Origin of the sequence: Actinomadura nitritigenes, assembly GCF_017573545.1 — a bacterium.
GTDB lineage: Bacteria > Actinomycetota > Actinomycetes > Streptosporangiales > Streptosporangiaceae > Spirillospora > Spirillospora nitritigenes.
The window spans coordinates 41,971-65,795 of the sequence record NZ_JAGEOK010000047.1 but is presented as its reverse complement, the minus strand read 5'-3'; the positions used below and the strand labels follow the sequence as shown (position 1 = coordinate 65,795).

Genomic DNA, 23,825 nt, shown 5'->3' with positions numbered 1-23,825 from the left:
GAGTCGTGGCCGCACTACTCCGGCGGTCGGATCCGGACGAACATCGCGTCGCGCTCTCAGAGGCCGACCGCCTGGGGGCGCTTGCCGAAGCGGCACGATTCCGACTGCTGTTGGTGTCCGGTCGGCCGGAGCCGCTTGCCGACGCTGCATTCGCGCATATAGCCACGCTCGGCGACGCGACCGACGAGGGAGACCTCAAGGCCGCTGAGGCGGATTTCGAGGCGGCCGTCTCAGCGTTCATCTTCGATGCTTCAGAGCGGCTCGCCATATAGCCGCTCACACCGAAGTGGCTCGTTTCCTTTGCCCGGCAGGTCAGCGAGCCAGGCGTCGGCAAGGTCCGAGTGGAACGGACAGTGGCCACCGCGCCGCGGCCGTCCCGGCCGGGGCCGTCTCGACGTCGTCCTTGTGCTCGTGCTTGCGTCGCCGGCGGACGCCGTCCGCGCGCCGTGGTCCGCGTCTTTCGGCAACGCCGTCCGGGACGTCTCCGGGACGTCCGGCAGGACGCATCGGGACGTACCGGTGCCAGGTGGTCTACCCGCCAGACAACTATGGGATCCGGGGCTTCGGGTGCTCCCCGACTCTAGATCTCGGCACCGACTCCGCCGCTCCCCGCCGCGACCTGCGGGAGGGCCAGACGCCGACCGCTACCGCTGATTTCTGCACTCGACCTCCTCGCGGGCCGGTACTCGACCGGCGCCCGCGGGGCCGCCGAGGCTCCGGGAGTCTTCGCTGTCGTCTTGGTGGTCGTCCTGGTGTCGCGAGCCTGTACGCGCTCGCCACGCTCTACCCGCCAAGGAGGCGCCGAGGCGGCCCACGGTCCCGGACTCCACGAGCAGCGCAAGCGCCTGCCCCGCCTCCTCCAACGGCACCGACCGGTCCTCCACGTGGGTCCAGAACAGGTCGACACGGTCGCAGCGCAGACGGTGGAGGCTGGCCTCGACCGCCGCACTCGCCGTCGCCGACTGGGCGGGCACCCGCCCTGGTGCTGAGACGCATACGATCGCGGATGCCGGGACGCCCTGCCGGCCATTGGCCGATCTCCCCTTCGCTGTGCCCGCCGGCGCCGTCGGGATCGGACCAGAACGCGTAGCAGTTCGCCGTATCGATCAGGGTGCCGCCCGCGTCGGCGCACCGGTCGAGCGGCTCCAGCGCGGTCCGCTCGTCCACCTGGCTTCCGAAGCGCATCGCGCCGAGAGCAGATTCACTTGTGCCATGTCATGCCTGATTCGTCGGGGTAGGGGGTGTACTGCTCAGCGGCGCGGGCCGGACCCGTGGTCCGGTGGGTCGGCCAAGGCGTGCACGCCTGCGCGAATGCGTTCGGTGTCCATGTGCTGGTGCTCGCGGAGATAGTCGATGACGTCGGCGCGCAGAGCGGTGAAGACGGCGTGGGCGAAGTAGCCGGCGTCGACGGTGGGACGTGCGGCATGGATCCGGGCGGTGAGTTCGTCGATCCAGAACCGGCTGGCGGGGTTGGCGTAGTAGGCGTGCGGGCCGTAGTGCTCCAGTGCGCGGATGAGCGTGCGGTTCTCTACGACGAAGTCCAGCAGCGCGTCGAGATAGGCGTGCAGGCGTGCGGCGGCGTCCCCTCCGGGCCCGAGCGGGGGCTCTCCTGATCGCACGCGGTCCTGCAGGGCGGCGACGCGCGGCGCGATGAGCGCATCGACCAACCCCAGCAGATCGCCGAAGCGGCGCATGACCGTGGCCTTGCCGACCCCTGCGGCCTGGGCGATGCGCGCCAGGCTGACGTGGTCGAGGTCGTCGCGCTGGAACAGCGCTTCCGCGGCGGCCAGCACGGCGGCGCGGTTGCGGGCTGCATCGGTGCGCTCGGCCACGGGGCTCCGCCTCCTTGCATAATCGGACCAATGGTCCGTATCGTACCGGACCGGCGGACCGGTTCGTGTCCTCCGGGCCCGCCGGCCGACCGTCGTCGACGCAAGGCCGCATCGAGAGAGGGAGCCATGAAACGGATCTGCCGGGCCGTCGAGTTCTTCGAGTACGGCGACGCCGATGTCCTGCACGTGACCGAACACGAGGTGCCCGAGCCCGGCGCGGGGCAGGTCCGGATCGCGGTCCGCGCCGCCGGCGTCAACCCGGTCGACTGGAAGGTCCGCAGCGGGGCGATGGCCGAGCTGATGCCCGTCCGGTTTCCCGCCGTTCCGGGTGTGGACATGGCAGGCGTCGTGGAGTGCGTCGGGCCGGGTGTGACCGATTTCGTCGTTGGAGACGAGGTCTTCGGCAAGGCGGCCGCCGGAAGCTACACCGAACTCGCGCTGGCGAACCTCGATGCCATCGCAGCCAAACCCGAAGCGGTGTCCTGGGAGGTGGCGGCCGCCCTGCCCGTTGCCGGCACCACGGCCCATCACGCCTTGGCGCAACTCGGCTTGAAGCAGGGCGACACAATCCTGATCGACGGCGCGGCAGGCGGCGTGGGGACCATCGCCGTCCAGCTCGCCCGGCATCGCGGGCTCACCGTCATCGGCACGGCCGGCCCGCGCAACCACGACCACCTGCGCTCCCTTGGCGCGGTCCCCGTGACCTACGGGTCCGGCCTGCCCGACCGGGTTCGGGCCGTTACCGCGCACGGCGTGGACGCCGCCGTGGACGCCGCAGGGCACGGTTCCCTCCCGGCCCTGGTGGAGTTGACCGGCGACCCCGACCGCGTGATCACTCTCGCCGACCCCTCGGCAGAGTCCCTGGGCGTAAGGTTCGCCTACGGTGAGCCCGACGGCATGCCCGGCATCCTGAACGAAGTGGCCGCGCTCGTTGCGACCGGCACGATCACGATGCCCATCGCCCGCACCTACCCGCTGACCGACGCGGCAGCTGCCCACCGCGAGAGCCAGGCAGGCCACGTCCGAGGCAAACTTGTCCTGGCGCCGATCTGACCCCGAGATCGGCCGACCCGGCGGGCTCGGCGCAGTGGCTGTGCGAGCAGAAGTACCACCAGCTGCGCGACGGCGAACTGGACTTCGTCATCGCGGAATTGACACAGCTGGCCGTTGCCGCCGGGGAATCGCTGCCCGACTTCCGTGAGGGCGGCACATCGAGCACGCCCCACCACCGTCTACTGGGCCAAGGTTCTCTCCCTTGTCGCCACTGGCCGGGGAGTGTCGACCGTCGCGCTCCGCGCGGAGAAGGCGCGTTCCTACCAAACGATTGCACCGGGCGGTGGGACTGCCGCAACGACAGGCCAGTAAAAATCGGCATGCACTGGGTTGTCTGCGAGATAGCCGGCGAGTTTGCGCAGACTCCAATGCGTGAACGGCCTGCCGAGCTTCTCCGGGCGGGTCAAAGCCGTCGCCGCCACATGGTCCTCATACCGGTGCCGATCAGGCGGGGGACGGCCTCCCGCCACTGATGGTCCAACGCGGCCGGCCCTTTGGCATTGAACGCATGGACCACACCGCGGACCGTGTACTCATACGCCGCCACTTACCGGTTCCGCCATCGCCACCCCGCCAGCCCCGACACCGTCCTCTCCCATCGAGTTTGGGACCAAGGCACGGCAGAACCGGGCAAGCCCGACGGCGTGTCACCCGACCCGGCGAACGTTCCGGGACAGCGCACTGGCGACCTTCGCGAACCTGCGATGGGGCGAAGCGGTTGCACTCCGGCGCCATGCGTGACCATCGCCGGGACGACGCCTTCGGGTCAAGAAGCCGTCCAACCCGGCTTCGTGTCTCCGCCCAGGTGGTGAAGACGAGGGTGACCGTGCCGACTGGGCGCGGTGAACCCACTCGGCGTGGTCGGTGCCGACGGGTCAGGCCTCCCCCGCTGACGACGGGCCGGTGTGGCCGCCGTAGGTGGCGATCTTGTACTCGGTCGCCGCCAGCGACAGGGTCAGCTCCTTGAGCTGCCGGCGGATCGTGTCGCGGTGTTCGAGCAGCAGGTCAAGGCGCTCGGGGACGGTGTCGTCGCCCTCGTCTGCCAGCCGCATGTAGTGCTGAAGGTCGCGCATGGCCATCCCGGACAGGCGCATGCGGGTCAGGAACACCAGTCTCCGCACCGCCGCCGCGTCGTAGCTGCGGTGGCCGCTGGCGTCGCGGCCCACCTCGACCAGCCCGATCCGCTCGTAGTAGCGCAGCGTGTGCGGCGACATGTCGAGCAGGTCGGCGACCTCCGTGATGGTCATGGGGTCGGTGGCGGCGCCGACGTCGACGAGGCGGTGGATCACCTCGACCGACATCGGGCCGTCGACCTCGTCGAGGGCGGCGAGCGCCCTCGACATCAGATCGTCCGTGGCCATGGCGACACTCTAGATCGGCCGGGCGGATGCGGCGGCGCCGGGGAAGTCGGCGGCACGTGCCGTAGGGGCCCAGCGTTCGAGCTCCTCCAGGTTCTGCCGGTAGGACCTTCCGATGCGCTCGACCGCCTCACGCCCGAGCGGAAGGCGCAGCGGCAGCTCCTCACCAGCGACCAGGTCCACGATGATCTCCGCGGCCCGTACCGGATCGCCCTCCTGCATCCCGTCGGCGCTCGCCATATCGTTGCGGACGGCCCCCACCAGCCCGGTGTACGCGGCGCTGGCGTCGGCGACCCCGAGCACGCCGGGCGCGTTGAACGAGGTGCGGAACCGGCTCGGCTCGACGATCATCACCCGGACCCCGAACGCCGCGACCTCGCCGGCCAGCGCCTCCGACCAGCCTTCGAGCGCGAACTTGCCGGCCGAGTACGCGCCGACCCCGGGGAAGGAGATGCGCCCGCCCTGGCTGCTCATCTGCACGATCGTGCCCGACCCCTGCTCGCGAAAGTACGGCAGGACGGCCCGCACGAGCGCCGCCGGACCCAGCAGGTGCAGTTCCAGAGACGCGCGAAGCTCCTCCTCACCGACCTCCTCGGCCGCACCGACGACCCCGCGGCCTGCGTTGTTCACCAGCACGTCCACCCGACCGAACCGGTCGACCGCCGACCGTACGACGTCCCCGGCGCGCCCGGTGTCACGCACGTCGAGCTCGGCGACCAGGACCTGGTCGCGGTGGGCGTCCGCAAGGTCGGCCACCGATCGGGGCCGCCGCACGGCCAGCACCACGTTGTCGCCCCGACCGACAGCGCACTCGGCGATGGCACGGCCGAAGCCCGCCGACGCGCCGGTAATGATCCATGTCCGCTGAGTCCCTGGTTGAGATGTCATGCCGACGACGCTAGGAGTTAGAGCGCGCTCGAACGCAAGCGCGTCGTCCGCCGCTGCTCGTCGACGGTCTGCCTGCCGATGCGTCCACGCCCCCGATCAGCCTGCCGAGCTGTACGTCGTCCCTTGCCCCCGAACCCGAGGACTGGATACGCCCACCACGGACCAAAACCGCCCTCGGTTCGCTGAGGATCCTTCAGGCCGCCACGCCCCCGGGACTTCCAGGCCCCCTCCCGAGTCCGTGCTACCAGCCCCAAACGGGGAGTACCTGGCGGCTGGGGGCACGTTCGGGAGCCGAGGAAGCGGCCGGACAGGCGCCGGATGAGGCTCGTGGCCCGGGCACTTCAAGTCCGGCCGGGCCAGCGCGGCTGGCGCTGGGCGGGTCGCTGACGCTGTAGGCCACCTCGACCGACCACAGCGTGGTCGACGCGCTGATGCACGCGGCGGCCTACTGGGTAAGACCCGCAACTTCATCCTCGACCATCGCGAGGGCGTGCGGTTGGATCTGTCGTTCGCCTCGGTGAACTGGGTTCGGGCGGTACGGGACCGCGCCCACCCCGGAATGCTGGTCAACGGCATTTCGTACCTGGCCGAGGAAATGCGCACCGCGGACATCGCGGTGGCCGGGAAGAGCGAGTTCAGGGACTGGCCGGCACACCTGCTGGCCTACGCCGAGTGCCGGCCGCCGATTCCTGATTTCGGTTCCGAGGCGGGCCTGCTTGCCAGCGCCGGAGGGTTAACCGCGGCGTTGAAGGAGCGGCACGCCCAGCCGCGGCCGGCCTGGACGCCGGCTACCCCGACCTGTTCATCGACGAGGACGGAGTGCCGGTGCTCAAGCCGCTGCGCGGGATGGGCACCTCGCAGGAGGCCGCGCAGCTGGCCGAGGAGATCCGGCGGCGGATGCCCGAGTGCACGCTGATCCAGATCCTGGCCCGTACCGCGTACTGGCTGGGCCGGTGGCGGCACTTCGGCCCGGCATCGGGCAGTGCCCCGAAGTTGCAGGATCCCCAGGGCCGATATGTGCTGACCATGTTCGCGTGCGGCTCGAACATGGCCCCCACGAGGCCGCCCGGCACAACCCGGGGATCAGCGCGCATGAGATCTCCCTGGCCAAGAACCGGCACACCAGCATCGTCGAGCTGAACCGGACCTGGTGCGGGTGGCGATCTCGATCCGCGAAGGCCGGCTTCACCCAGACACCATGCTGCGTCGGCTGACCTCCAACTCCTGCCGCCACGAGATCAACAAAACGTTCCGTGAGGTCGGCCGCAGCGTACGCACGGCCCCCTACTGCCTTACCTGGCCGATTCGGCGTTGCGGCGCCGGGTGACGGCGGCGGACGAACAAGGTCGAGGCCTACAACGGGTCCGGCGCCTGGCTGCGGTCCCGCAACGCCGGCTTGATCGCCGACAGCGACCCCGCCGAGCAGGAAAGGCTCATCAAGTTCAACTCCCTGCTGGCCAACTGCGTGGTGTTCCACACCGCTCTGGACATGGCCGAGGTCGTCCGCGAGCTGAGGCCCGAAACCGGTTCGGGGTCTACCCCGCCGACGCCCCGGCCATCAAACCCGCCGCCTTCGACGCCGTCCTGGACCGAGATCGATTTCGAGACCCTGGACAGGCTGCGTGAAACCCCGTCACCAGAACTGAGCCGGTCAGGGGCCCTGCGTTCCTGCAGTCCGATCGGACTGCGGTGCTGGGAACCGGCTCAGCTTCTGGACGCCACCACCAGCGCCAAATCACTTGGGCGTGGTCTCGCGGAGTTTCCGGAAGAACGTCCTGATGTCGCCGACCAGAAGCTCCGGTTGCTCCATCGCTGCGAAATGCCCACCTCGCTCGTACTCTGTCCACTGCACGATGGTGTTCGTGCGGTCCGCGATATGCCGCAGCGGGATGAAATTGTCTCGCGGGAAGACGGCCAGCGCGGTCGGCGCCGTCGACGGTTCAGGGAGCGTGCCCCAGTAGTCGGCGTGTGCCCGTTCGTAGTAGAGGCGGGCCGAGGAGCCGGCTGTGCCGGTCAGCCAGTAGAGCATCACGTTGGTCAGCATCTGGTCGCGATCGACGGCGTCCTCCGGACGGTCCCGGGAGTCCGTCCACTCCTTGAACTTTTCCGCGATCCAGGCCAACTGGCCCACTGGCGAGTCGGTCAGGCCGTACGCCAAGGTCTGTGGCCGGGTCGCCTGGAGGTCGGCGTAACCCTGACGCTCGCGGCTCCACGCTTTGATGCGTTCCCAGGAGGCCAGCGTGCGCTCACGCTCGTTCGGAGCAAGCGCCTTCAACTCATCCGCGTCGGGTTCTTGGGCCTGGAAGGAATCCGGCAACAGGTTCAGATGGACACCGATGACCCGATCGGGCCGGGTACGGCCGAGCTCACGGGAGATGACGGCTCCCCAGTCGCCGCCCTGTACTCCGTATTGTGCGTATCCGAGACGCGCCATCAGCTCGGCGAACGCCGCGGCCACCCGCTTGAACTCCCAGCCCGGTTGCGTCGTCGGCCCGGACAGGCCGAACCCGGGGATGCTCGGGAGCACCAGGTGGAACGCATCAGCTGGGTTGCCGCCGTGTGCGCGCGGGTCAGTGAGCGGGCCGACGACATTGGTGAACTCGACGATCGAGCCGGGCCAGCCGTGCGTCATGAGCAGCGGGATCGCATCCGGTTCGGGCGAGCGGAGATGGGCGAAATGGATGCTCGCCCCATCGATCGTGGTGGTGTACTGCGGCCACCGGTTCAACTCGGCCTCCGCGGCCCGCCAGTCGTACACGTGCCGCCAGTAGTGCGCCAGCTCCTTGAGGTAGTCGCGCGGGACACCATAGGACCAGCCCACACCCGGCAGCTCGTCGGGCCAGCGGGTGCGGTCGAGACGCTCGTGCAAATCATCCAGATCGCTCTGGGGTATGTCGATACGGAACGGGTGGATGCTCGCGTCAGCCCATGTCGTCATTTCGGGCATGCTACGCCCGGGCTCTCGCAGGCAGATCGCTGAGGACGCGACCAGAGCTGTCCGGGAGCACCTGCGCGCCGCATCAGGTGTTGACCGTCGCCCGCTGGTCAAAGCCAGCGCTGATTTCCTCTTCACGGCGCTACGGGTGAACGATGTCGGACGGGCCCTACGCCACACGTCCGGGCCGCGTGTTGCTGCGGTCGCGTCCAGCGGAATGGTGTAAGAGTTGATCTCCGCGTGATCCTGTTTCTGCAGGTTAAGCGGCGAGTTCCCGCTGGTCGATCTTAGGTCGGGTGTAGCGCCGTCGATGACGCGCAGTCGGGCTTTGGTCAGGAATTCCAGGCCCGTGTAGCGGCGGGCCTCGGTCCATTCGTCGGTCTGCTCCATCAGGGCCGCGCCGACCAGGCGGGCGATCGCGGCCCGGTCGGGGAGGATCCCGACCACATCGGTGCGCCGGCGTATCTCCTTGTTGAGGCGTTCCTGGGGGTTGTTGGACCAGATCTGCCGCCACAGTTGCCACGGGAAGCCGGTGAAGGCCGGCAGGTCGGGTCTGGCCTGGTTCAGGGTTCGGTGGCGTCGGCGTGCGTGGCCTCCAGTGAGGCGACGACGCGGGCGTGCTGAGCGTGGACCTCTTCGGCGGCGGACTGGTCGAAGATGGTGCGCACCAGCGTCGGCATCGTCGCCGGCGACGAGGCCGTCGCATGCGACTCACTGCGGCAGTTCCCAGACATGATCGCCGTCCCGCTGTCCCGACATGGTCCCCATCGACGCCAAGACTCGGATGCGCCCGCACACCGGCAGGTACGCCATCTCCTGCACCTGCACCTGCGCCCAGGCAGGCCTGCCATTCACCGACGCCAACGCCCCCATCCCGCACTACTACGTCCTCGGCGACGCCTTCAGCGACCTGGCCGTCCCGACAGCCGCCGCAGTCACGGCGTACACAACGATCGGGCACCCGCACCCCAGCGGCGCCTACTACCTGATCGAAACCCACCACCCCCGCCCCTTCGAGACGGTCTTCGGCGCAACTCCCAGGCAATGACCGCCTGATCGCTCTCAACGCTCCGGCAGGGCGAACCCACCAGTAGCCTGACCGAGAACCCGAGGCGATCTTGATGCGCCATCTTGTGGGTGACAGTCGGAGCGTGGACGCGACTCGGGCGTGCTGGTCACCGTGCGCGGTAACGGCGTGCGGCGGTGTCGGGGCTGATGTCCAGCACGGCGGCGAGCTCGTCCCAGATGGCGCCAGCAGCGGTGGCGCGGCGTCGGTCTTGGCCGGCGAGCACCACCGACACCTAGTGGATCGAGACTCAGTGGCGGGTGTGCCCGGTGCGCTCTCCGCTCCGGCAGCCGGCGCCGCCGATGTAGTACGCGTTGAGATAGTTCGGACCTGCGCCCGGCAACTGAGTGGGGCCAGGGCTGACGCAGAGGTGATAGTCATTCGCACTACCGCCCCCTCTGACGTCGACGTGTATCCGCACCGTCGTCGGGCCGCAGTGGTTGTACGCGGCGAACTCGGACGCGCGGACGCTGTAGCGGAAGAACCCGCAGGGAGGAGCGGCAGAGGCGTCCGCACCCGCCTGCCGCGCTTCCGGGCCGCGCACGAACTCGGCGCGAGCCGGACTCGAGAAGGCCGTCATGGTCAGGGCAGCACCTGACGCTGCCGCCAAGGCGGCTCGCAGTGGGCGAGGAGAGAGCTTCATGAACACTCCTTGGAAATTTGGGCCATGACGATTGAGACCAGATGATCTGCCCTGCCTGAAACTGCGACGCCTCTCGGGCATTGCACCGACACCGCGAGTGTAACGCTCTGTACGCTTACTGTGGCGATAGGTAATCAGATCGGATGGCGGGTGGTGGGACGCCGGATCACCGTGGACAAGGCCTCGCCGAGGCCGCACTCGCCGACATCGCTTCGATGACCGGCTATGTCCCTGCCGAAAACCTCGTCCCTGCAGGTCAAGCGACCTGTTCAGGCGCGTTGAGGATCCCGCCCAGACGTTGCGTTCTTCGGACGTTCAGGTGGGCGATCCAGGCTGGTTCGTTGATCGGCGGAGGCAGCGGCTTCAACGGGCGAGCGTCGGTGATGCCCGGTGAGGCCGATGCTCGTCGGAGAAGGTCTCGAACTCGCGGAGGGCGTGAAGCAGGTGCCGCAGGTTCCAGATCAACGTTCGGTCGAGGAGCTCGCGGCGGCAGGTCTGCACCCACCGCTCCATCACCGCGTTCATCCTCGGCATGTAGGCACAGATGATGCTCATGATGGTCTGCCGGTGGTCAGGGTTGGCGTTGGCCAGCCGCTCCAACGTGTACAGCGCGGTGGCGAGCTCAGAATGGCGCTGCCGCCGGAATGCCGGCATGAGTCCTACTGCGGCGCCGGCGCCGCCACCGGCGGCCAGGCCGTTGCGGACGGCGTCGACCCGGATCTTCGCTGTTCTGTGCCGGCTGGGGCGTCGTCGGCGACGTCGAGCAGCCATGCCGTGGTCAGCCAGATCGCCAGCGCTGCCGCCCCGGCGGCGGCCAGCATCCAGAAGCCGGCTGCCAGCGGCCGTACTCGGAGCGGCTTGTCCTGACGCCGATACCGCAAGCGCAGCCAGAGCAGCCACGCCGACACCAGCCCTTGCATCGACCACCACTGGTCCGCACCACCGGGCGCCACTTCGCCCATGCCGATCAGACGTCCTGTGTTCCTCCGAGGGTTCACCCCCGGCCCGCGCTCGTTGCGTCGGCTAGCAGGCGCCTTCGGCGGCCTCGCCGGGACCGTGTAGGTCGGTGAGGTCGACGAGTTCGGCGCCCTCACCGATGTCGCGGTAGTGGGCGACGAGCCGTCCATCGCAGGTGCTGAGGAACGACGCCTGTCCGGTGCGCACGTCCGGGTGATATGTGCACGCGTGGACGACGTCCACGTCGCCGAGCTGGACAGCTTCGACGCGTAGTCCGGCCGGGCCTTCCAGGTGGCCGGCGGCAGGCATGCGCGCAGTGTGCACCGGATGCCGTAGCGGTACCAGGGTGTATCTCAAAGTCAATCTGAGACGGTCTTGATCGGGCTCCCCGAAGGGAGCTCTAGCCTCGGGCTTTCACCGGGCGGCGGGTCGAGAGTGACCGTTCAGACAAAGTCGGGATGGGAGGATAGGGCTTGTCGAGAGTCCTGTCTTCGGACGGCGCGCGGATCGTTGGACAGGGCGCCAGGTGCTGCTGATCGAAACGCTCCGGGCAACCGAACTCGGCCGGGCACTGTGTGCAGGGCGGGAGCGGTTGCGTGAACTGCGGGCGGCCTACGGCCGCCCGTGCCCGCGCCGGCCTCCACCTGCGAGATCAAGGCCAGCTAGAGCACCAGGAACGTGACGACGACCGCGAAGGCCGTCACCAGAAGTCCGTAGAGGCCGGTCCTCCACTTCGGGACCTCGTACGTCTCTCCGAGCCGGTGCTTCTTCTCGATCCTCCGCACGTCCGGCCTCATGGCGACCAACAGCAGCGCCAGGGCGAGCATGGCGGCGGAGTACATGACGAGAGCCTCCGGCTCTGTATGGCCCCGCTTGAAACTGTGCCCCATGACGGAGACCGCTCCGAGGGCAGGAGCGATCGCTGAGTAGAGCGTGGCCGTCCTATGCCTGAAGCAGAAGTAGAACGCTGCGACGAGCAATGCGGAAGTGGCCAGCGCCACGATCCACCACTGCCCGACCGTCAAGTCTTCCGCCCTCACTCCGTCTCTCCCGTCAGGCGTACATGGCGCGGGTGGGCGGCACTGCCTGCGGTGCCGCCCATCCGCATGCGGCGATTCCCAGGATTATCGTCCGGTCAGCTCCAATTCGGCCAGCCGATGGTCGGCGTGGTGGCCTCCAGGAGACCGACACCCCGGGCAGCCGGCGCGTCATCCGGTCGGTGGCCGCTCAGTACAGATGGGGAGTCGCTGCTGGCGGGCAGCTTCTCGTAGTCGCGAGCGGCCGCCGGTGCAGCATGGACGTGCCGGAGGTCTGCTCGGCCACGCACCGCTTGGGCACGGGCACGAGTCCCTTGGACCGGGGTTCGGGCTGCGACGTCGGTCTGCTTGTCGGTGGAGTGCCGTAGATCGAGGCGGTCCATCTCAACTGTCCGGTGTCCGTCATGGATCGGCCGGACGGGCGCCCGGCGAGTCGCGGAGGTCCCTCCTGGGGGCGAAAAGGGGGGCGGAAGCCGGGATCGGATCCGATTGGATCGTTGGCCTGTTCCGGCAGGTCGGGTAAGGGTTCGATTGGATCGGCCGAGGAGCGTAGACGATCGATTCCGCCCCTCGGCCGAATGATCAACTGGGTAGTTCCTGGGGCACGGCTGCGGGCGTGATGACCGGTGGCGGGGCCAATGGCGACCCGACTTGGTGTCAGGCCAAGCGATCCGGGAGGGGCGCCAGGGAATAGTTGCTCCAGACGAAGGTATCCATCTGGTGTTGGTCGCCGGAAAGATTGAACACGCGGTCGACCTTGCCGTCTGCGTTGAAGTGCCAGACCAGGGCCCACATGGTGTCGACCTTGCCGATCCCTTCGGTGGTCCAGCCGCGGTGGATGTCGACGACATATTCCTGGTTGGCCTCCAGGAACAGTGGTTCGGCCTGGAAGCCACCCTTGCTGAGCTGGGTGAAGAAGGCGGCGACCTCTTCGACGCCGTGCTTGGTGCCCGCCAGGGGGTGGTGCCCTGGGATGGTCCACTCGATGTCGTCGGTCAGGACCTCACGCATCGCGTCGAGGTCGTAGGCGGCGTAGGCGGCGAAGAACTTGCCGATCGCCTCAATTTTCGGGTTCGCAGTCGTCATCGTGTTCCTTCCGTGAACTTGCGCGGCGCTGCGATCGACGTCTGCCGGGATCGCGCGGTGATCAGTCCGACCTAGACGGCCGGGTCAGGGGTGTGGGGTGGCGGGATCTGGATCGCGAGCCGCAGCAGTTCCCAGAATTCGGTCAGGCGGGCGGTCAGGTCGGCCCGGCCGGTAGTGGCCTCGGATACCTGCTGGATGCCGAAGAAGGCGCCGACGGTGACGCGCGCCAGGGCCGCGGGGTCTGCTCCTTCGCGGAGTTCGCCGGCCTGTGCGGCGCAGCTGAACAGGTCGGAGAGGACCGTGATCCATTCCTGGTAGGGCGCCGGCAGGTCGGTGTCGACCAGAGCACGCTCAGCCTGAAGCCTCACCGCCGCCCGCACCGACACCTCATTGCGGAACTGTTCGGCGACCGCCTGCAGCACTGCTGCGATCGCGTCGAGGGCGGTGGCCGACTCCGCGCGAATCCGCTCTACCAACGGGGGCCACCGTCGGTAGAAGTCTTCGACGATGGTTACCGCCAGCCCCTCCTTGGTGGGGAAGTGGAAGTACATCGCCCCCTTGGTCACTCCGGCGCGTGCGGCGATGTCGGCGGTGGTGGTCGCCGGATAGCCCAGTTGGGCGAACGACTCCGCGGCGGCGGCCAGCACCGCCTGGCGTGTCCGCTGAGCTCTCAGCTGTTTCGGCTGTTCAGAGCCATCCATCCGTGCCACGCGCAAAAACATACCGGGCGCCCGGTTTCTTTTCAATTCCTGGACGGAGTTCCTGCACTGGCTGGTGACCGGCGACCTGCTCGATCCCGACGGGGAACCACGGCTGCGGACAACGCCGGAGCAGGAGACCGGCCCGGCGCAACGAGCACGCCCCCAGCTTCCCGTTCCCCTGCACAGCCACGCGTCCGCCGATGCCCCGGCGGGCTCAGGATCACCGCAAGGTTCCAGAAGTGGCTGCCCGACTGGCGGTCCTGGGCCGAGCGGGAGCGCAACGCTCGCCCACGCCGCGAACTCTATGAAGAACTGGCCGCTGCGCAACGGCAGCTCAGCCAGAACGATGAGGTCGTCGAACTGGTGGTGGCAGTTGGCCTGTTCAGCTGGCAGCCCGCCGACGGTGACCCGATCCAGCGGCACCATCTCACCGGCGCCGCCAGATCGAATTCGACCCGCAGACCTCCCGCCTGCGGGTGAGCGTGTCACCGGAGGCAACACCACAGCTGGAGGACCGTTTCTTCCTCAACCGCGCGCACGGGCTGGAACACCAGCGCATCGAGGCGCTCCGCCAAGACCTGGAGGCCGGGCACCCCTGGGTTTTCGGCGAGGAATTGGAGCAGGTCCTGCAGCAGTGGGCGGCCAAGGCGATGCGCTCCCCGGCGGTGTACTCGGCCACCTGGCAGCCGCCCGAGGCGGCCGGCCCACCGGCCGAGGTGTCCATGGCGCCCGCGCTGATCCTGCGCCGCCGCGCGGCCAACCACCTGCTGACCTACTACGAGCACATCCACGAGGCGTTGCCCGCGCCGCAGGCGCGCAGCCCGCTAGGACTGGCTGCACCGCTCGAACCCCAGCAACGCAGCGCCTGGCGCACCTCCTCGGCCATGCGGGACGAGCCGATCCCTTCGAAGGCTGCGAGGAGAAGCCGGCCATGCTGCGTCGCGGACGGCTTTCCTGGCTTCGGCCAGGCCCCGGAGCCCGCCAAGGACACCCCATCCCATCCGGTGCGCCTCCCGGGCCTCGGTAGGTGGTCCGGTGTAAGGGGTCGCCGTAGGACTCGGGAAAGGCCGGGCGGATATCGGGCCGAGGCAAGCGCTGAGAGCCGTCCCATTCTGGCCGCGAGACTGCTGTGCGCTTGGGCGTTGCTGGTCGGCGTCAGCGGGGCAGCGGCGAGGAGGCGCGAGGGACGGCGGCGAACGCGCCGACGTGCAGCCAGGCGGGCAGGGCGCGGCAGGACGGGCGGTCGCCGGTGAGGCGGAGGGACTCGGTCTCGAGGGCGGCCGACCAGGTCAGGTCCCCCATCCAGATCCGGGTGAGGGTGGGCACGTCGGTGTCCAGCCAGACGGTCACCGGACGGCCGGGGTCGGTGTCGCAGACGTCGGCGCCCTGGGAGCGGGACAGCACCAGCCACCAGTACTCCTGTCCGGCCGGGGCGTCCGCGAAGTGCAGCTGGATCGTGGCCGGGCGCTCGGGCATCCGGTCCGGGTCGGACCCGCGGCCGATGTCGAGCATCAGCAGCGCCGGGTCGTACTCCTCCGGCCGGACGTCCTGCATCCAGCGGACGCCCCATGCGCCCATCAGCTCCAGGACCGGGCGCAGCTCCTCGCCCGCGGCGGTGAGCCGGTAGCGGGCCTCGCCGTCGACCGTGCGGTGCTGGACGAGTCCGGCCCGCTGGAGCTGGCGCAGCCGGGTGGCCAGCAGCGTCGGGGACATCCGGGGCACGCCTCGCGCGATGGCGTTGAACCGGTCCTGTCCCCACAGCAGCTCGCGGATGACGAGCAGCGTCCAGCGCTCCGCGAGGACCTCGGCCGCCCGGGCGACCGGGCAGTACTGACCGTAACGCTTCACGACCCGCCTCCGTCCGCAGGCGTTCTGCACTACAGAAAATGTACTGGTTCGGGCCCCGGCCGTCCCGAAGGATCGTCGGCAGGACGATCGAAGGAGCGAGGTCATGCCCGGAAAAGCCGTCATCAGCCTCATCACGGGAATGGAGGACCCGGAGCGCGTCACCGTGGCGTTCCTGGTCGCCGTCGGCGCCGCCGAGCAGGGGCGCCCGACCCTGATGTTCCTCACCAAGGAGGCCGCCCGGCTGGCCCTGGAGGGCGTGGCGACGGGCGTCGCCTGCGACGGCTGCCCGCCGCTCGCGGACCTGGTCGCCCGCTACACCGCCGCCGGCGGCCGGTTCCTGGTCTGCCCGATCTGCTTCAACTCCCGCAAGCTCGACGAGAAGGACCTGATCACGGGCGCCGAGCTCGGCGGCACGGTCCCGATGTGGGAATGGATCGGCGACGAGGGCGCCACCACCTTCAGCTACTGACCGGGCGATGCGGAGGAAGCACGTCCTCCCACGCGGAACCCGGCCCACCTGAAATCTGCGCAATGTCCCGCACCTGCGGCCCGGACGGGGAAGGCTCTAGCGACATCAGGGGCTAGGACTTTTTCCGAGTGGTTCGGCCTGAACGAACCCCGGCCACGGCAACGTGCACGACGCCACCGCCAGCCCAACGGCTCGGGCATCCACGGCTCCCGAGTGGGCGTCGACGGCGCCGGGGGCTCGGCCTCCGCGCTGGCGAGGTGGTCCAGCGCCCGGACCGGCAGCGGCCGGTGCGCCGGTTGCTGCTCGCCGCCGTGGTCGGCGGCCAGTGCCAGGTCCAGGCCCTCCAAGTCGTCTACTTGCAGGTGCGCCAGGACCACCGGGTCGACGCGGCCGAGGTTGGGCGCCGGTCTCCTCGAGGAGTTCGCGGACCATCGAGCCCGGCGAGGTCTCGCCGGGCTCGACCGTCCCACCGGGGACCGCCCGCTGCCCGGTGTCGGGGCAGCGGGTCAGCAGCACGCGCCGCCGGCGCCGGTCCCGGCGACCACGACCGCGTCGGCGGCTCCGTTCTCGCCCCACCTGCCGAGGTTGCGGCCGGCCTTGCCAGTGCGGCCGGTCGGGTTCGCCGGCCGCACGTCGGCGTCCATCTCGAAGGCGATGAGCACGTCGGCCCGGCGGTCGGGCCGGTCAGCTGATCCGGCCGGCGTAACGATAGGTGAAGCCGTCGGCGGTGTCCGCGGTGACGACGACGTCGTAGTAGCCGTCGGCGTTCGTCGGCCAGTCGACGTGGGCGGAGCGGTGACCGTCGACGTGCACGGTGCGCGTCCCTCCCTTGAAGTCGTTGGCCGTCAGGGTGAAGCGCACCCCCTTGCGTCCCTCGTTGGCGAGCTTCAGCCGCAGCGAGCTCTTGCCGTGTCCGTGCTTCGCGACCAGGCTCGCCTCGACCCGGGGCACGGCCCCGGCGTTCTGACCGGCACCGACGACGGCGCCCTTGAACGACCGGACGAACCTGTCGGGCCCATAGATCGAGAACGCGTACTCACCGCCGGTCCCGGACGTGTTCCACGTGTAGGTCCTCTTCGCGTGCCTGGTGACCGTGAACGGCGTCGCGGCGAAGGCCAGGTGGGCGTCGGGGAACACCTGCATGCTCACCCCCTGGGAGCCGCCGTTGCTGAGCGTCGCCTCCACCACGCCGCTCGCCCGGTCGACGGTGACCGTCGCGTGCTGCCGGTAGGGGACCGGCCGGACGCGCAGGCTTCCCGGGGGCGGGACCGGCATCGACTGCTGCCCGGCGGCAGGGACGGCCTGGGCGACCGACGGCAGCGCCCGGTCCGCCTCGGCGGCCGCGGCGAGCACGTCGACGTCGGGCAGGTCGGGCCGGGTGAGGTCGACGCTGCCGAAGTCGATCGCCGAGGTGAGGTCACCGCAGACCGTGCGCCGCCACTCGCTGATGTTCTCGCAGATCGCCGGCTTGCCGAGGGTGGTCGTCCAGTGCTCCAGGAACTGGATCAGCGAGGTGTGGTCGAACACCTCCGAGGAGACCCAGCCGCCGCGGGTCCACGGCGACACCAGGACCATCGGGACGCGCGCGCCGGGCCCGATGGGGTCGGCGCCCACGAACTCGCCGGGGGTCCCCGGCTCCGGCAGCGGCGCCTGGACGTGGTCGAAGTAGCCGTCGTTCTCGTCGAAGGTGAGGATCAGCAGCGTCGACTTCCACAACTCGGGGTTCTCCGCGAGCGCCTGGATGACGCGGTCGGTGTAGATCGCGCCGTAGTCGGGCGCGCCGGCCGGGTGCTCCGACCACAGGTACGGCGAGACGATCCAGGAGACCTCCGGCAGGGGCTGGTCGGCGCCGGGCTTGCAGGCCGCGATGAAGTCCTTGAGGACGTAGTCGACGTTCGCACTGGAATTCGGGCCCTGCGGCTGCGCGTGGGTCGTCAGCACGTTGCCGCGGGCGAGCAGCCCGCCGGGCGAGGTGTCGCCGCCCGCCTGCGCGGGGTCGAACGCCTTGAACGACCGGACGGTGTTGTCCTCGTAGTCCCCCAGCCAGTTGCTGGAGACGTCGTTGTTGGTGTAGATCTGCCAGCTCACCCCGGCCTGCTGGAGCACCTCGGGGTAGGTCTTCCAGAGGTAGCCGTAGCGGTAGTCGCCACTGTTGGTGGTGGCAGGGCCGCCTTTCGCCCCGGTGGGGTCGATGGTCCCCGACCACATGTAGATGCGGTTCGGGCTGGTGCTCGTGGCGGCCGAGCAGTGGTTGTGGTCGCAGACGGTGTACTGCGACGCCAGGGCGTGCTGCCACGGGATGTCCTCGCCCGTGAAGTAGCCCATCGTCTGCAGGCCCTTGCTGCCCGTCCAGCCGTTGTTGCCGCCCTGCGCCCACGCCTTGTGCCCGTCGGTCCAGCCGTGCGGCAGGCCGCCCGCGTTCTGCGCGTTGTACTTGCCGGTCTCGAAGCGGAACGGGAGCAGGTAGCCCTCCGGACGGGACGGCGCCGGCTGGTAGAACACGCTCTGGCCGTTCGGGAACCGCAACGCCTGCTTGTCACCGAATCCGCGGACGCCTGGGAGGGTCCCGAAGTAGTGGTCGAAGGAGCGGTTCTCCTGCATCAGGATCACCACGTGCTTCAGGTCCGCGATCGTGCCCGTGAACCCGGCCGGCAGCGCCGCGGCGGCGCGCTTGGGCGCGGCGGCGGCGGGGGCCGCGGCGACGCCGCCCGCGGCGGCGGTGGCGGCGGCGGCCATGGCCGCCTGCAGCACACGCCGGCGGCTGAGCCCCGAGCGGAACAACTCCGCCGGGAGGCCCGCGGGGATCCCTCGGTCCGCGCCGGTCAGGGAACCGTCGGGCTCGGTCTCGGGCAGCTTCTCACCGAGGTTCTCCATGTCGTCCATCGTGCGGGTCCTCCCACGTCAGGGCCGGGGGCGTGATCAGGACCGATGGTAAGGAGCCCAAGATCGTTCGGAGTGGACGGCGGGCGAACAGGCGAAGAGGCGTTCCCCGCCTTCCCGTGACCTCCCGGGGACCGCGCGCCCCAAGACCGGCGCTCGCGCCTCGCGGTCCCCTCCCGACCCTGGACGGTGCGCCAAGCGCTTGCCGAGTGCGTGCTCCGGCCCAGCGGTTTCGGTCGAGGATCGGCGGGACGGCGCGGGATGAGTCGGGCACCGGCCGTGCCGGGGCTGCCCGCCCCCTAGGTGACCTCCCCAGGTGCCGACGTCAGGGCAACGTCCACACCTGCGGATCTCTGTGTCGCGGCCTTTCTGGGAGGGGCGCTGGGCGCTGTGCTCGCCGCTCCCTCCTCCGCTGCGGGAATGCTGCTGTTCGAGGAGTGAGCGCCCGCCGACCGCAGCTCAGGCCATGTTCCCCCGGACCCCTGCGGCGCCCCCGCTGGCGTGAACTCGGCGACCGCACCCGCCCTGATCTGCGGTGCGGCCCAGTCGAGTTCCGTGTCGCCTGCGCGTCCGGTGAGCGGCACCGGTGCGGGTGCTGACCCTCTAGCGCGGCTGCGCCATTACCCCGAGAGCCTCCCTACGGGATTTCGCCGCCGTGTCGGCAACTGCAGCCGCGGCGACGAAATCCATGCGGCACCCGCCGACCCGGCCGCGCCGCTGCCGCGGCGCGGGGGCAGGTCAGGTGCAGCCGGCGGCGGACAGGCAGCGTTCCAGTTCGCCGCGCAGAGTTGCGGGGTGTGGATGGCCTTGGCGATGCGAAAGCGGTAAGGGCAGGCGGGATCCGATGGTGAACCTAGTGCCACCCGAAGTCGGATGCCCGCGTTACTGTTCTTCGCTCCCGGAACGACGACGCTGATCCCGTGCCCGACGAGCGGGCACGGGAGGAGATCACCCCATGGCCACCAGCGCGGCGCCCGTCGAGCAGTGCCTGACCGGCACCCCGTGGGCGATTCGGCTCGGTCAGGCCGCTACGGAGCGGCCCGCGCTGGAGATGTACGAGGCGGAGACGCTGGTCGACGTCGTCGTGCGGTCATCGGTGGCGCCGGTGATGCTGCGGGGCGCCCGGCGCGGCGTCTCCTGCGGACGCCCGTGCGCCATCGCCTGGGGCCGGCTGCCGGCCGATTCGACCCTCCCGGTGGTGCTGTTCACCGGCGGCCGATGGTCCGGCCGGAAGCAGCGCGCCGAGGTGATCGCGGTCGGCGGGTTCTGCTGGCTGGCCATCGCGTACGGGCGGTTCAGCACCGTCGGCGTCGAGCACCGCGGCACCTCGTGCGGACGCCTGCGCATCCGGCGCGGCCGCCGCTCGTGACGGTCGCCGCCGACGTGTAACGCGCGGCGGCGAGCGATCCCTTCACTGATCCCCCATCCGGCCGGCGACGGCCGAGTTCCATCGCGTCGAGATAGAAGGCACCAGGTCGTGACCCCCTCCTTGATCCACCCCGGCACGAGACGGCACGTCACGATCGTGTCGGCGAGCGTCGGCGCCGGGCACGACGGCGCGGCGAGCGAGCTGGCCCGCCGGCTCGGCGAAGCCGGATTCACCGTCGACCGCCACGACTTTCTCGACCTCCTCCCAGCCTCGCTCGGCCGCCTCCTGCGGCAGACGTACGCGCTGCAACTGCGGGCCGCCCCGGAGAGCTGGGAGCGGTTGCTCATCGCGCTGGACCAGCACCGGAGACTCGCGGCGGCGGTACGTGCCCTGAGCGGGCTGGCCGCCCGTCGCCTCGCCCGTTCGGCGGCGGGCTCCGACGTCGTCGTGTCGACCTACCCCCTCGCGAGCCAGGCGTTGGGCCGGCTGCGGCGGCGCGGCGCGCTCCGAGTCCCGGTCGTCACCTACCTCACCGACATGTCCGTGCACCCCCTGTGGATCGCCGAGAGGGCCGACGCCCACCTGGCGCTGCACCCGACGGCGGCGGCGCAGGCGCGACGGCTCGGCGCGGCCGACGTCCGGGTGTGCGCGCCCGCCGTACGACCCGGGTTTCGGCCCGCGTCGTCCGTCCTCGAACGGCGGCTGGCACGGCTGCACTTCGGCCTGCCGGACGACGACCGCCTGGCCCTGGTGGTCGCGGGGGCGTGGGGATCCGGGGACGTGGCGGCCACCGTACGGGACGTGGCCGCGTCCCGGCTGGCCACGCCGGTCGTCGTGTGCGGGCGCAACACCGCGCTGCGAGAGGCGCTCGCCCGCTCCGGCGTCGGCGTCACGCTCGGCTGGGTCGAGGACATGCCGGCGTTGATGCGCGCCTGTGACCTCGTGGTTCAGAACGCCGGCGGCCTCAGTTCCCTCGAGGCGCTGGCGTCCGGCCTGCCCGTCATCAGCTACCGCTGCCTTCCGGGACACGGCAGGACCAACGCCGCCGCTTTGGAGGAGGCCGGGTGGGCGCCGTGGGCACGCAGACCCGACGAGCTGCCCGAGGCGTTGTTCGCGGCGCTGACGGCACCCCGCGCCATGGGGTCCTCCGGAGCCGCCGACCCGGCGGCGATCGTCGCCGCCCTGGCGACCGGACGAGACTCCGCGGCCACCGGCCGGCCCGCGTCCATGGAGCTCTCCGAGATGGTGGAGGCGTCCCAATGAGCGCGACGCGTCTCGCCCTGACGGCGGCAGGTGTCCTCGCCACCGCGCATGCCGCGCCGGCCATCACGTCGATCGGGCCGCTGCGCCGGCAGCTGTTCCCGGGGCTGGCCGGCGTCGGCGAGCCCGGCCATGTGGCGCTCACGTTCGACGACGGTCCGGACCCGCGCTCGACGCCGGCGTTCCTGGCCGCCTTGCGGGAGTACGAGGTGACGGCCACCTTCTTCCTCCTCGGCCGGATGCTCAAGGACGCCCCGGACCTGGGCCGCGAACTCGCCGAGTCCGGACACGAGATCGCCGTCCACGGATGGGAGCACCGCTGCATGCTGCTGCGTGGGCCCTCCGCGACGTACGACGACATGGCCCGGGCGATGGAGTCGATCGTCCAGGTCACCGGGACGGTGCCGCGATGGTACCGGCCCCCCTACGGTGTGCTGAGCTCCTCGGCCTTGCGGGCGGCCCGCCGCCTGGATCTCACGCCCGTGCTCTGGACGAACTGGGGCCGGGACTGGACGCGCGCGGCGACCCCCGCCTCCATCCTCGCGACCCTCATGCGCGACCTCGACGGTGGAGGAACCGTGCTCCTCCACGACTCCGACTGCACATCAGCACCCGACTCGTGGAGGAACACGCTCGACGCGCTGCCGCCGCTCCTGGAGGGGATACGCGACCGCGGCCTGTCGGTCGGTCCCCTACGCGACCACGGGCAGAACGCGCCGCGGCAAGGCCCTCCGCCTGCCGCCCCGCCCGGCGCAGCCCCAGGACGGGGTGGTCGTTGAGCTTCTCACGGAGCGGCTTCCAACGCCGACGTGAGGAGCGCCGCGACGGCACGGGCTGATTCGACAGTTTCGGGCTTTTAATTCGAGTCGCTGGTGGCCGCCCGCTGGCATCCGTGCTCATCCGTGTGAGAGGCGGCCTTGTCGGGCAGTTCGCTCCATCGACACGAACCAAGGGCGACTGACGCCGCAGCGGCCTTCGCAGCCGATCACGATCTTGTTCGTCGCAGAGCACCGCCTCCGAATTGTGGGGAGCCGGCAGGCTTGCGCTCCAGGCGATCGGGCCGTTTATGAACGCGCGGAGCCGAGTTCTGCATCTAGTTCGAGTATCAGGTCCGCGGCACGGGTCACGCCACCGGCTTCTCGCAAGCGTTGTCCCCAGTGTTCAGCTTGCTCCCGGAAAGAGACCTCGGTGAGGATGCGCGCAAGCTTGGTGGCCGCTTCGTCGCCGGTCACCGCGGCCGGGCGGTCGATGGCCAGTCCTACGCCGCTGTCGATGGCGCGCTGGGCGATGGCATGGCAGTCCAACCAGGCCGGCATGACGAGCACCGGCTTCCCGTGGTAGATCGACTCGTGGAACCCGTTGGCGCCGCCATGGGTCACGAACGCCCGTACATGAGGGTGGGCAAGGACGCCGGTCTGCGAGGGGATCCAACTTTCGACACGCAGGTTGTCGGGCAGGGACGTGGACGCAAGCAGGTCTTGTTGCGGCTTCGACAGTTTCCACAGAAAACCATGCTCTGGGCCAAGACGTCGAATGGCGTCCAGCAGGGCCGCTATCTGAGCCTGCGACAGGCGCATGAGCGTTCCGAATCCCAAGTAGACCACCGACGTGTTGTCATCGAGCCACTGCGACAGATCAGGGGCTTCGACCCCGCGGTCTTCTGACTCCGACGGCAGGAACGCACCGATTGGACGAACTCGAGAAGAGACGGGGAAAGCGTACTCCAGGCCGAAGACCGAGGAGGTGAGCACCATCTTCGCCGAGTCGGTATAGACGTGGCGATTGGCCGACGGGTTCTTGATGCCCAGGGATCTGCTCTTCCTGACGAACGAGATCGCGGAGGTGCGCGTAAGGATCGCAGCGTTCAACCGGCACTTGAAGAGGACATTCGAAATATGCTGGGATACGTTCATTTTCAGGGGCAGACCGGTCATGGGGTGAGGGTATGTCGAGGGCACCCGGAGAGCAGTGCTCGGCAGTGACGGCACCGTTATGACGAACGGCACCCCCCGGGTCATCGCCGCGTCCATCGAGGACGGGTTCAGAATATCGATGACCATGAGCCTCGGACGAATACGGTCGATGACGTCCAACATATTTCGATATGCACTGATTCTCCACTGGGGAGAACTCATTATCTTCTTCAGAAGCGTCATTATCCCGTCCGTGCTCAGCGGAGCACTCCCCTGCATCCTCTCCAGGTCATCCTGATCCCACTCGATGCCGGTCGGGTTTCTCGGGTCGAGGGAGAGAAAATTGATCTGACTCGCCGTCGATGCCGCCTCTATCTCGGAGCGCGCGTCGTCATATGAGGCGAACCACAGGTCAGGTACGGCACGCCGGGACAGTTCGGTCGCGATCGCGAGCATGGGGTTGAGTTGACCCGCCTGCGATATGCACGAGAAAAGAACGGGGCCGGTCGACGCACTCATCTTGGACGCTC

26 protein-coding genes and 3 pseudogenes are annotated in these 23,825 nt (G+C 69.6%); 9 read left to right on the top strand and 20 right to left on the bottom strand.

Going from position 1 to position 23,825, the window contains the following annotated elements:
* Nucleotides 1–272 (top strand): plasmid transfer protein KilB (kilB, locus tag J4557_RS44150; protein ID WP_208273020.1); only part of this gene is annotated, 272 nt, incomplete at its 5' end.
* Nucleotides 273–644: 372 nt separating this feature from the next.
* On the opposite strand, the gene J4557_RS52400 is transcribed toward kilB, so the two are convergent.
* The 3 genes and pseudogenes from J4557_RS52400 to J4557_RS44140 form a co-directional block, all read right to left on the bottom strand.
* Nucleotides 645–974 (bottom strand): aldo/keto reductase, encoded by a 330-nt coding sequence (locus J4557_RS52400; RefSeq protein WP_372442588.1) that lies wholly within the window; start codon nt 972–974, stop codon nt 645–647.
* A gap of 61 nt (nt 975–1,035) precedes the next feature.
* Nucleotides 1,036–1,185 (bottom strand): annotated as a pseudogene (locus tag J4557_RS52395) (aldo/keto reductase); the annotation flags it as partial.
* A 65-nt stretch (nt 1,186–1,250) separates the two neighbouring features.
* Nucleotides 1,251–1,832 carry a TetR/AcrR family transcriptional regulator gene (locus J4557_RS44140; RefSeq protein ID WP_208273017.1) on the bottom strand — a complete coding sequence of 194 codons (582 nt, stop codon included), beginning with the start codon at nt 1,830–1,832 and terminating at the stop codon, nt 1,251–1,253.
* Nucleotides 1,833–1,958: 126 nt separating this feature from the next.
* Here J4557_RS44140 and J4557_RS44135 point away from each other — a divergent pair, with 126 nt between their 5' ends.
* Nucleotides 1,959–2,885: an NADP-dependent oxidoreductase gene (locus tag J4557_RS44135; protein WP_208273015.1), complete on the top strand. Its 927-nt coding sequence runs from the start codon at nt 1,959–1,961 to the stop codon at nt 2,883–2,885.
* 875 nt (nt 2,886–3,760) lie between these two features.
* Here the strand turns inward: J4557_RS44135 and J4557_RS44130 are convergent.
* Together J4557_RS44130 and J4557_RS44125 are read right to left on the bottom strand one after the other, a co-directional pair.
* Complete coding sequence (locus J4557_RS44130; RefSeq protein ID WP_208273013.1) at nt 3,761–4,246, bottom strand: MerR family transcriptional regulator; 486 nt, start codon at nt 4,244–4,246, stop codon at nt 3,761–3,763.
* Nucleotides 4,247–4,255: 9 nt separating this feature from the next.
* Nucleotides 4,256–5,131, bottom strand: coding sequence for an SDR family NAD(P)-dependent oxidoreductase (locus tag J4557_RS44125; RefSeq protein WP_208273011.1), 876 nt, complete (start codon nt 5,129–5,131; stop codon nt 4,256–4,258).
* A 1,034-nt stretch (nt 5,132–6,165) separates the two neighbouring features.
* Between J4557_RS44125 and J4557_RS50430 the strand changes: the two genes are divergently transcribed.
* Together J4557_RS50430 and J4557_RS52390 are read left to right on the top strand one after the other, a co-directional pair.
* Nucleotides 6,166–6,345, top strand: coding sequence for a hypothetical protein (locus J4557_RS50430; protein WP_243777323.1), 180 nt, complete (start codon nt 6,166–6,168; stop codon nt 6,343–6,345).
* A pseudogene (locus J4557_RS52390) lies at nt 6,330–6,593 on the top strand (Tn3 family transposase); the annotation flags it as partial. The gene J4557_RS50430 and the pseudogene J4557_RS52390, both read left to right, overlap by 16 nt.
* 273 nt (nt 6,594–6,866) lie before the next feature.
* On the opposite strand, the gene J4557_RS44105 reads toward J4557_RS52390, so the two are convergent.
* Nucleotides 6,867–8,204, bottom strand: a complete 1,338-nt coding sequence (locus J4557_RS44105; protein WP_372442590.1) for an epoxide hydrolase family protein — start codon at nt 8,202–8,204, stop codon at nt 6,867–6,869.
* Nucleotides 8,205–8,325: 121 nt separating this feature from the next.
* Nucleotides 8,326–8,740, bottom strand: a pseudogene (locus J4557_RS44100) (transposase); the annotation flags it as partial.
* Nucleotides 8,741–8,823: 83 nt separating this feature from the next.
* Between J4557_RS44100 and J4557_RS44095 the strand changes: the two are divergent.
* On the top strand, nt 8,824–9,114 hold the full coding sequence (locus tag J4557_RS44095; RefSeq protein ID WP_208273008.1) for a hypothetical protein: 291 nt from the start codon (nt 8,824–8,826) through the stop codon (nt 9,112–9,114).
* 127 nt (nt 9,115–9,241) lie between these two features.
* Here J4557_RS44095 and J4557_RS51365 read toward each other — a convergent pair whose 3' ends face one another.
* From J4557_RS51365 to J4557_RS44060, 9 genes are all read right to left on the bottom strand, one after another.
* Nucleotides 9,242–9,367: a hypothetical protein gene (locus J4557_RS51365; RefSeq protein WP_279576413.1), complete on the bottom strand. Its 126-nt coding sequence runs from the start codon at nt 9,365–9,367 to the stop codon at nt 9,242–9,244.
* 15 nt (nt 9,368–9,382) lie between these two features.
* Nucleotides 9,383–9,712: a DUF6355 family natural product biosynthesis protein gene (locus J4557_RS52385; protein WP_372442589.1), complete on the bottom strand. Its 330-nt coding sequence runs from the start codon at nt 9,710–9,712 to the stop codon at nt 9,383–9,385.
* A gap of 426 nt (nt 9,713–10,138) precedes the next feature.
* Entirely contained in the window at nt 10,139–10,429 is a 291-nt protein-coding gene (locus J4557_RS44090) for an integrase core domain-containing protein (protein WP_208273007.1), read from the bottom strand.
* 5 nt (nt 10,430–10,434) lie between these two features.
* Nucleotides 10,435–10,737 carry a hypothetical protein gene (locus tag J4557_RS44085; RefSeq protein ID WP_208273006.1) on the bottom strand — a complete coding sequence of 101 codons (303 nt, stop codon included), beginning with the start codon at nt 10,735–10,737 and terminating at the stop codon, nt 10,435–10,437.
* A gap of 61 nt (nt 10,738–10,798) precedes the next feature.
* Nucleotides 10,799–11,041, bottom strand: coding sequence for a hypothetical protein (locus J4557_RS44080; RefSeq protein WP_208273005.1), 243 nt, complete (start codon nt 11,039–11,041; stop codon nt 10,799–10,801).
* Between the two features lie 353 nt (nt 11,042–11,394).
* Complete coding sequence (locus tag J4557_RS44075) at nt 11,395–11,574, bottom strand: hypothetical protein (RefSeq protein ID WP_208273004.1); 180 nt, start codon at nt 11,572–11,574, stop codon at nt 11,395–11,397.
* Between the two features lie 852 nt (nt 11,575–12,426).
* Complete coding sequence (locus J4557_RS44070) at nt 12,427–12,855, bottom strand: nuclear transport factor 2 family protein (protein ID WP_208273003.1); 429 nt, start codon at nt 12,853–12,855, stop codon at nt 12,427–12,429.
* Nucleotides 12,856–12,926: 71 nt separating this feature from the next.
* Nucleotides 12,927–13,556: a ScbR family autoregulator-binding transcription factor gene (locus J4557_RS44065; protein WP_243777331.1), complete on the bottom strand. Its 630-nt coding sequence runs from the start codon at nt 13,554–13,556 to the stop codon at nt 12,927–12,929.
* 1,155 nt (nt 13,557–14,711) lie between these two features.
* A complete protein-coding gene (locus tag J4557_RS44060) occupies nt 14,712–15,404 on the bottom strand; it encodes a winged helix-turn-helix transcriptional regulator (protein WP_208273001.1) in 693 nt (230 codons plus the stop codon).
* 103 nt (nt 15,405–15,507) lie between these two features.
* On the opposite strand from J4557_RS44060, the gene J4557_RS44055 reads away from it, so the two are divergent.
* A complete protein-coding gene (locus tag J4557_RS44055; RefSeq protein WP_208272999.1) occupies nt 15,508–15,873 on the top strand; it encodes a DsrE family protein in 366 nt (121 codons plus the stop codon).
* Nucleotides 15,874–15,978: 105 nt separating this feature from the next.
* On the opposite strand, the gene J4557_RS52380 is transcribed toward J4557_RS44055, so the two are convergent.
* Genes J4557_RS52380 through J4557_RS44040 form a run of 3 tightly spaced genes read right to left on the bottom strand, consistent with a single transcriptional unit; the run spans nt 15,979 to nt 18,756 of the window.
* Nucleotides 15,979–16,389, bottom strand: a complete 411-nt coding sequence (locus J4557_RS52380) for an NUDIX domain-containing protein (RefSeq protein WP_208272997.1) — start codon at nt 16,387–16,389, stop codon at nt 15,979–15,981.
* Nucleotides 16,380–16,535, bottom strand: a complete 156-nt coding sequence (locus J4557_RS44045) for a hypothetical protein (RefSeq protein WP_208272996.1) — start codon at nt 16,533–16,535, stop codon at nt 16,380–16,382. Before J4557_RS44045 ends, J4557_RS52380 begins: the two co-directional genes overlap by 10 nt.
* 22 nt (nt 16,536–16,557) lie before the next feature.
* Nucleotides 16,558–18,756: a phosphocholine-specific phospholipase C gene (locus tag J4557_RS44040; RefSeq protein WP_208272995.1), complete on the bottom strand. Its 2,199-nt coding sequence runs from the start codon at nt 18,754–18,756 to the stop codon at nt 16,558–16,560.
* A gap of 952 nt (nt 18,757–19,708) precedes the next feature.
* Between J4557_RS44040 and J4557_RS44035 the strand changes: the two genes are divergently transcribed.
* From J4557_RS44035 to J4557_RS44025, 3 genes are all read left to right on the top strand, one after another.
* Complete coding sequence (locus J4557_RS44035) at nt 19,709–20,122, top strand: hypothetical protein (protein WP_208272994.1); 414 nt, start codon at nt 19,709–19,711, stop codon at nt 20,120–20,122.
* Nucleotides 20,123–20,230: 108 nt separating this feature from the next.
* On the top strand, nt 20,231–21,385 hold the full coding sequence (locus J4557_RS44030) for an MGDG synthase family glycosyltransferase (RefSeq protein ID WP_208272993.1): 1,155 nt from the start codon (nt 20,231–20,233) through the stop codon (nt 21,383–21,385).
* Nucleotides 21,382–22,161 carry a polysaccharide deacetylase family protein gene (locus J4557_RS44025; RefSeq protein ID WP_208272992.1) on the top strand — a complete coding sequence of 260 codons (780 nt, stop codon included), beginning with the start codon at nt 21,382–21,384 and terminating at the stop codon, nt 22,159–22,161. Before J4557_RS44030 ends, J4557_RS44025 begins: the two co-directional genes overlap by 4 nt.
* 285 nt (nt 22,162–22,446) lie before the next feature.
* Here J4557_RS44025 and J4557_RS44020 read toward each other — a convergent pair whose 3' ends face one another.
* A complete protein-coding gene (locus J4557_RS44020; protein ID WP_208272991.1) occupies nt 22,447–23,751 on the bottom strand; it encodes a glycosyltransferase in 1,305 nt (434 codons plus the stop codon).
* Between the last annotated feature and the right edge of the window lie 74 nt (nt 23,752–23,825).

Bases quoted from the DNA above. Each gene is read 5' to 3' on its own strand.
- J4557_RS44095 (WP_208273008.1), top strand. From the start codon at position 8,824: ATGGTCCCCATCGACGCCAAGACTCGGATGCGCCCGCACACCGGCAGG.
- J4557_RS44090 (WP_208273007.1), bottom strand. From the start codon at position 10,429: ATGCCGGCATTCCGGCGGCAGCGCCATTCTGAGCTCGCCACCGCGCTG.
- J4557_RS44070 (WP_208273003.1), bottom strand. From the start codon at position 12,855: ATGACGACTGCGAACCCGAAAATTGAGGCGATCGGCAAGTTCTTCGCC.
- J4557_RS44025 (WP_208272992.1), top strand. From the start codon at position 21,382: ATGAGCGCGACGCGTCTCGCCCTGACGGCGGCAGGTGTCCTCGCCACC.
- J4557_RS44135 (WP_208273015.1), top strand. From the start codon at position 1,959: ATGAAACGGATCTGCCGGGCCGTCGAGTTCTTCGAGTACGGCGACGCC.
- J4557_RS44130 (WP_208273013.1), bottom strand. From the start codon at position 4,246: ATGGCCACGGACGATCTGATGTCGAGGGCGCTCGCCGCCCTCGACGAG.
- J4557_RS44065 (WP_243777331.1), bottom strand. From the start codon at position 13,556: ATGGATGGCTCTGAACAGCCGAAACAGCTGAGAGCTCAGCGGACACGC.
- J4557_RS52385 (WP_372442589.1), bottom strand. From the start codon at position 9,712: ATGACGGCCTTCTCGAGTCCGGCTCGCGCCGAGTTCGTGCGCGGCCCG.
- J4557_RS44040 (WP_208272995.1), bottom strand. From the start codon at position 18,756: ATGGACGACATGGAGAACCTCGGTGAGAAGCTGCCCGAGACCGAGCCC.
- J4557_RS44020 (WP_208272991.1), bottom strand. From the start codon at position 23,751: ATGCTCGCGATCGCGACCGAACTGTCCCGGCGTGCCGTACCTGACCTG.
- J4557_RS44035 (WP_208272994.1), top strand. From the start codon at position 19,709: ATGGCCACCAGCGCGGCGCCCGTCGAGCAGTGCCTGACCGGCACCCCG.
- J4557_RS44075 (WP_208273004.1), bottom strand. From the start codon at position 11,574: ATGTACTCCGCCGCCATGCTCGCCCTGGCGCTGCTGTTGGTCGCCATG.
- J4557_RS44125 (WP_208273011.1), bottom strand. From the start codon at position 5,131: ATGACATCTCAACCAGGGACTCAGCGGACATGGATCATTACCGGCGCG.
- J4557_RS44080 (WP_208273005.1), bottom strand. From the start codon at position 11,041: ATGCCTGCCGCCGGCCACCTGGAAGGCCCGGCCGGACTACGCGTCGAA.
- J4557_RS44055 (WP_208272999.1), top strand. From the start codon at position 15,508: ATGCCCGGAAAAGCCGTCATCAGCCTCATCACGGGAATGGAGGACCCG.
- J4557_RS44085 (WP_208273006.1), bottom strand. From the start codon at position 10,737: ATGGGCGAAGTGGCGCCCGGTGGTGCGGACCAGTGGTGGTCGATGCAA.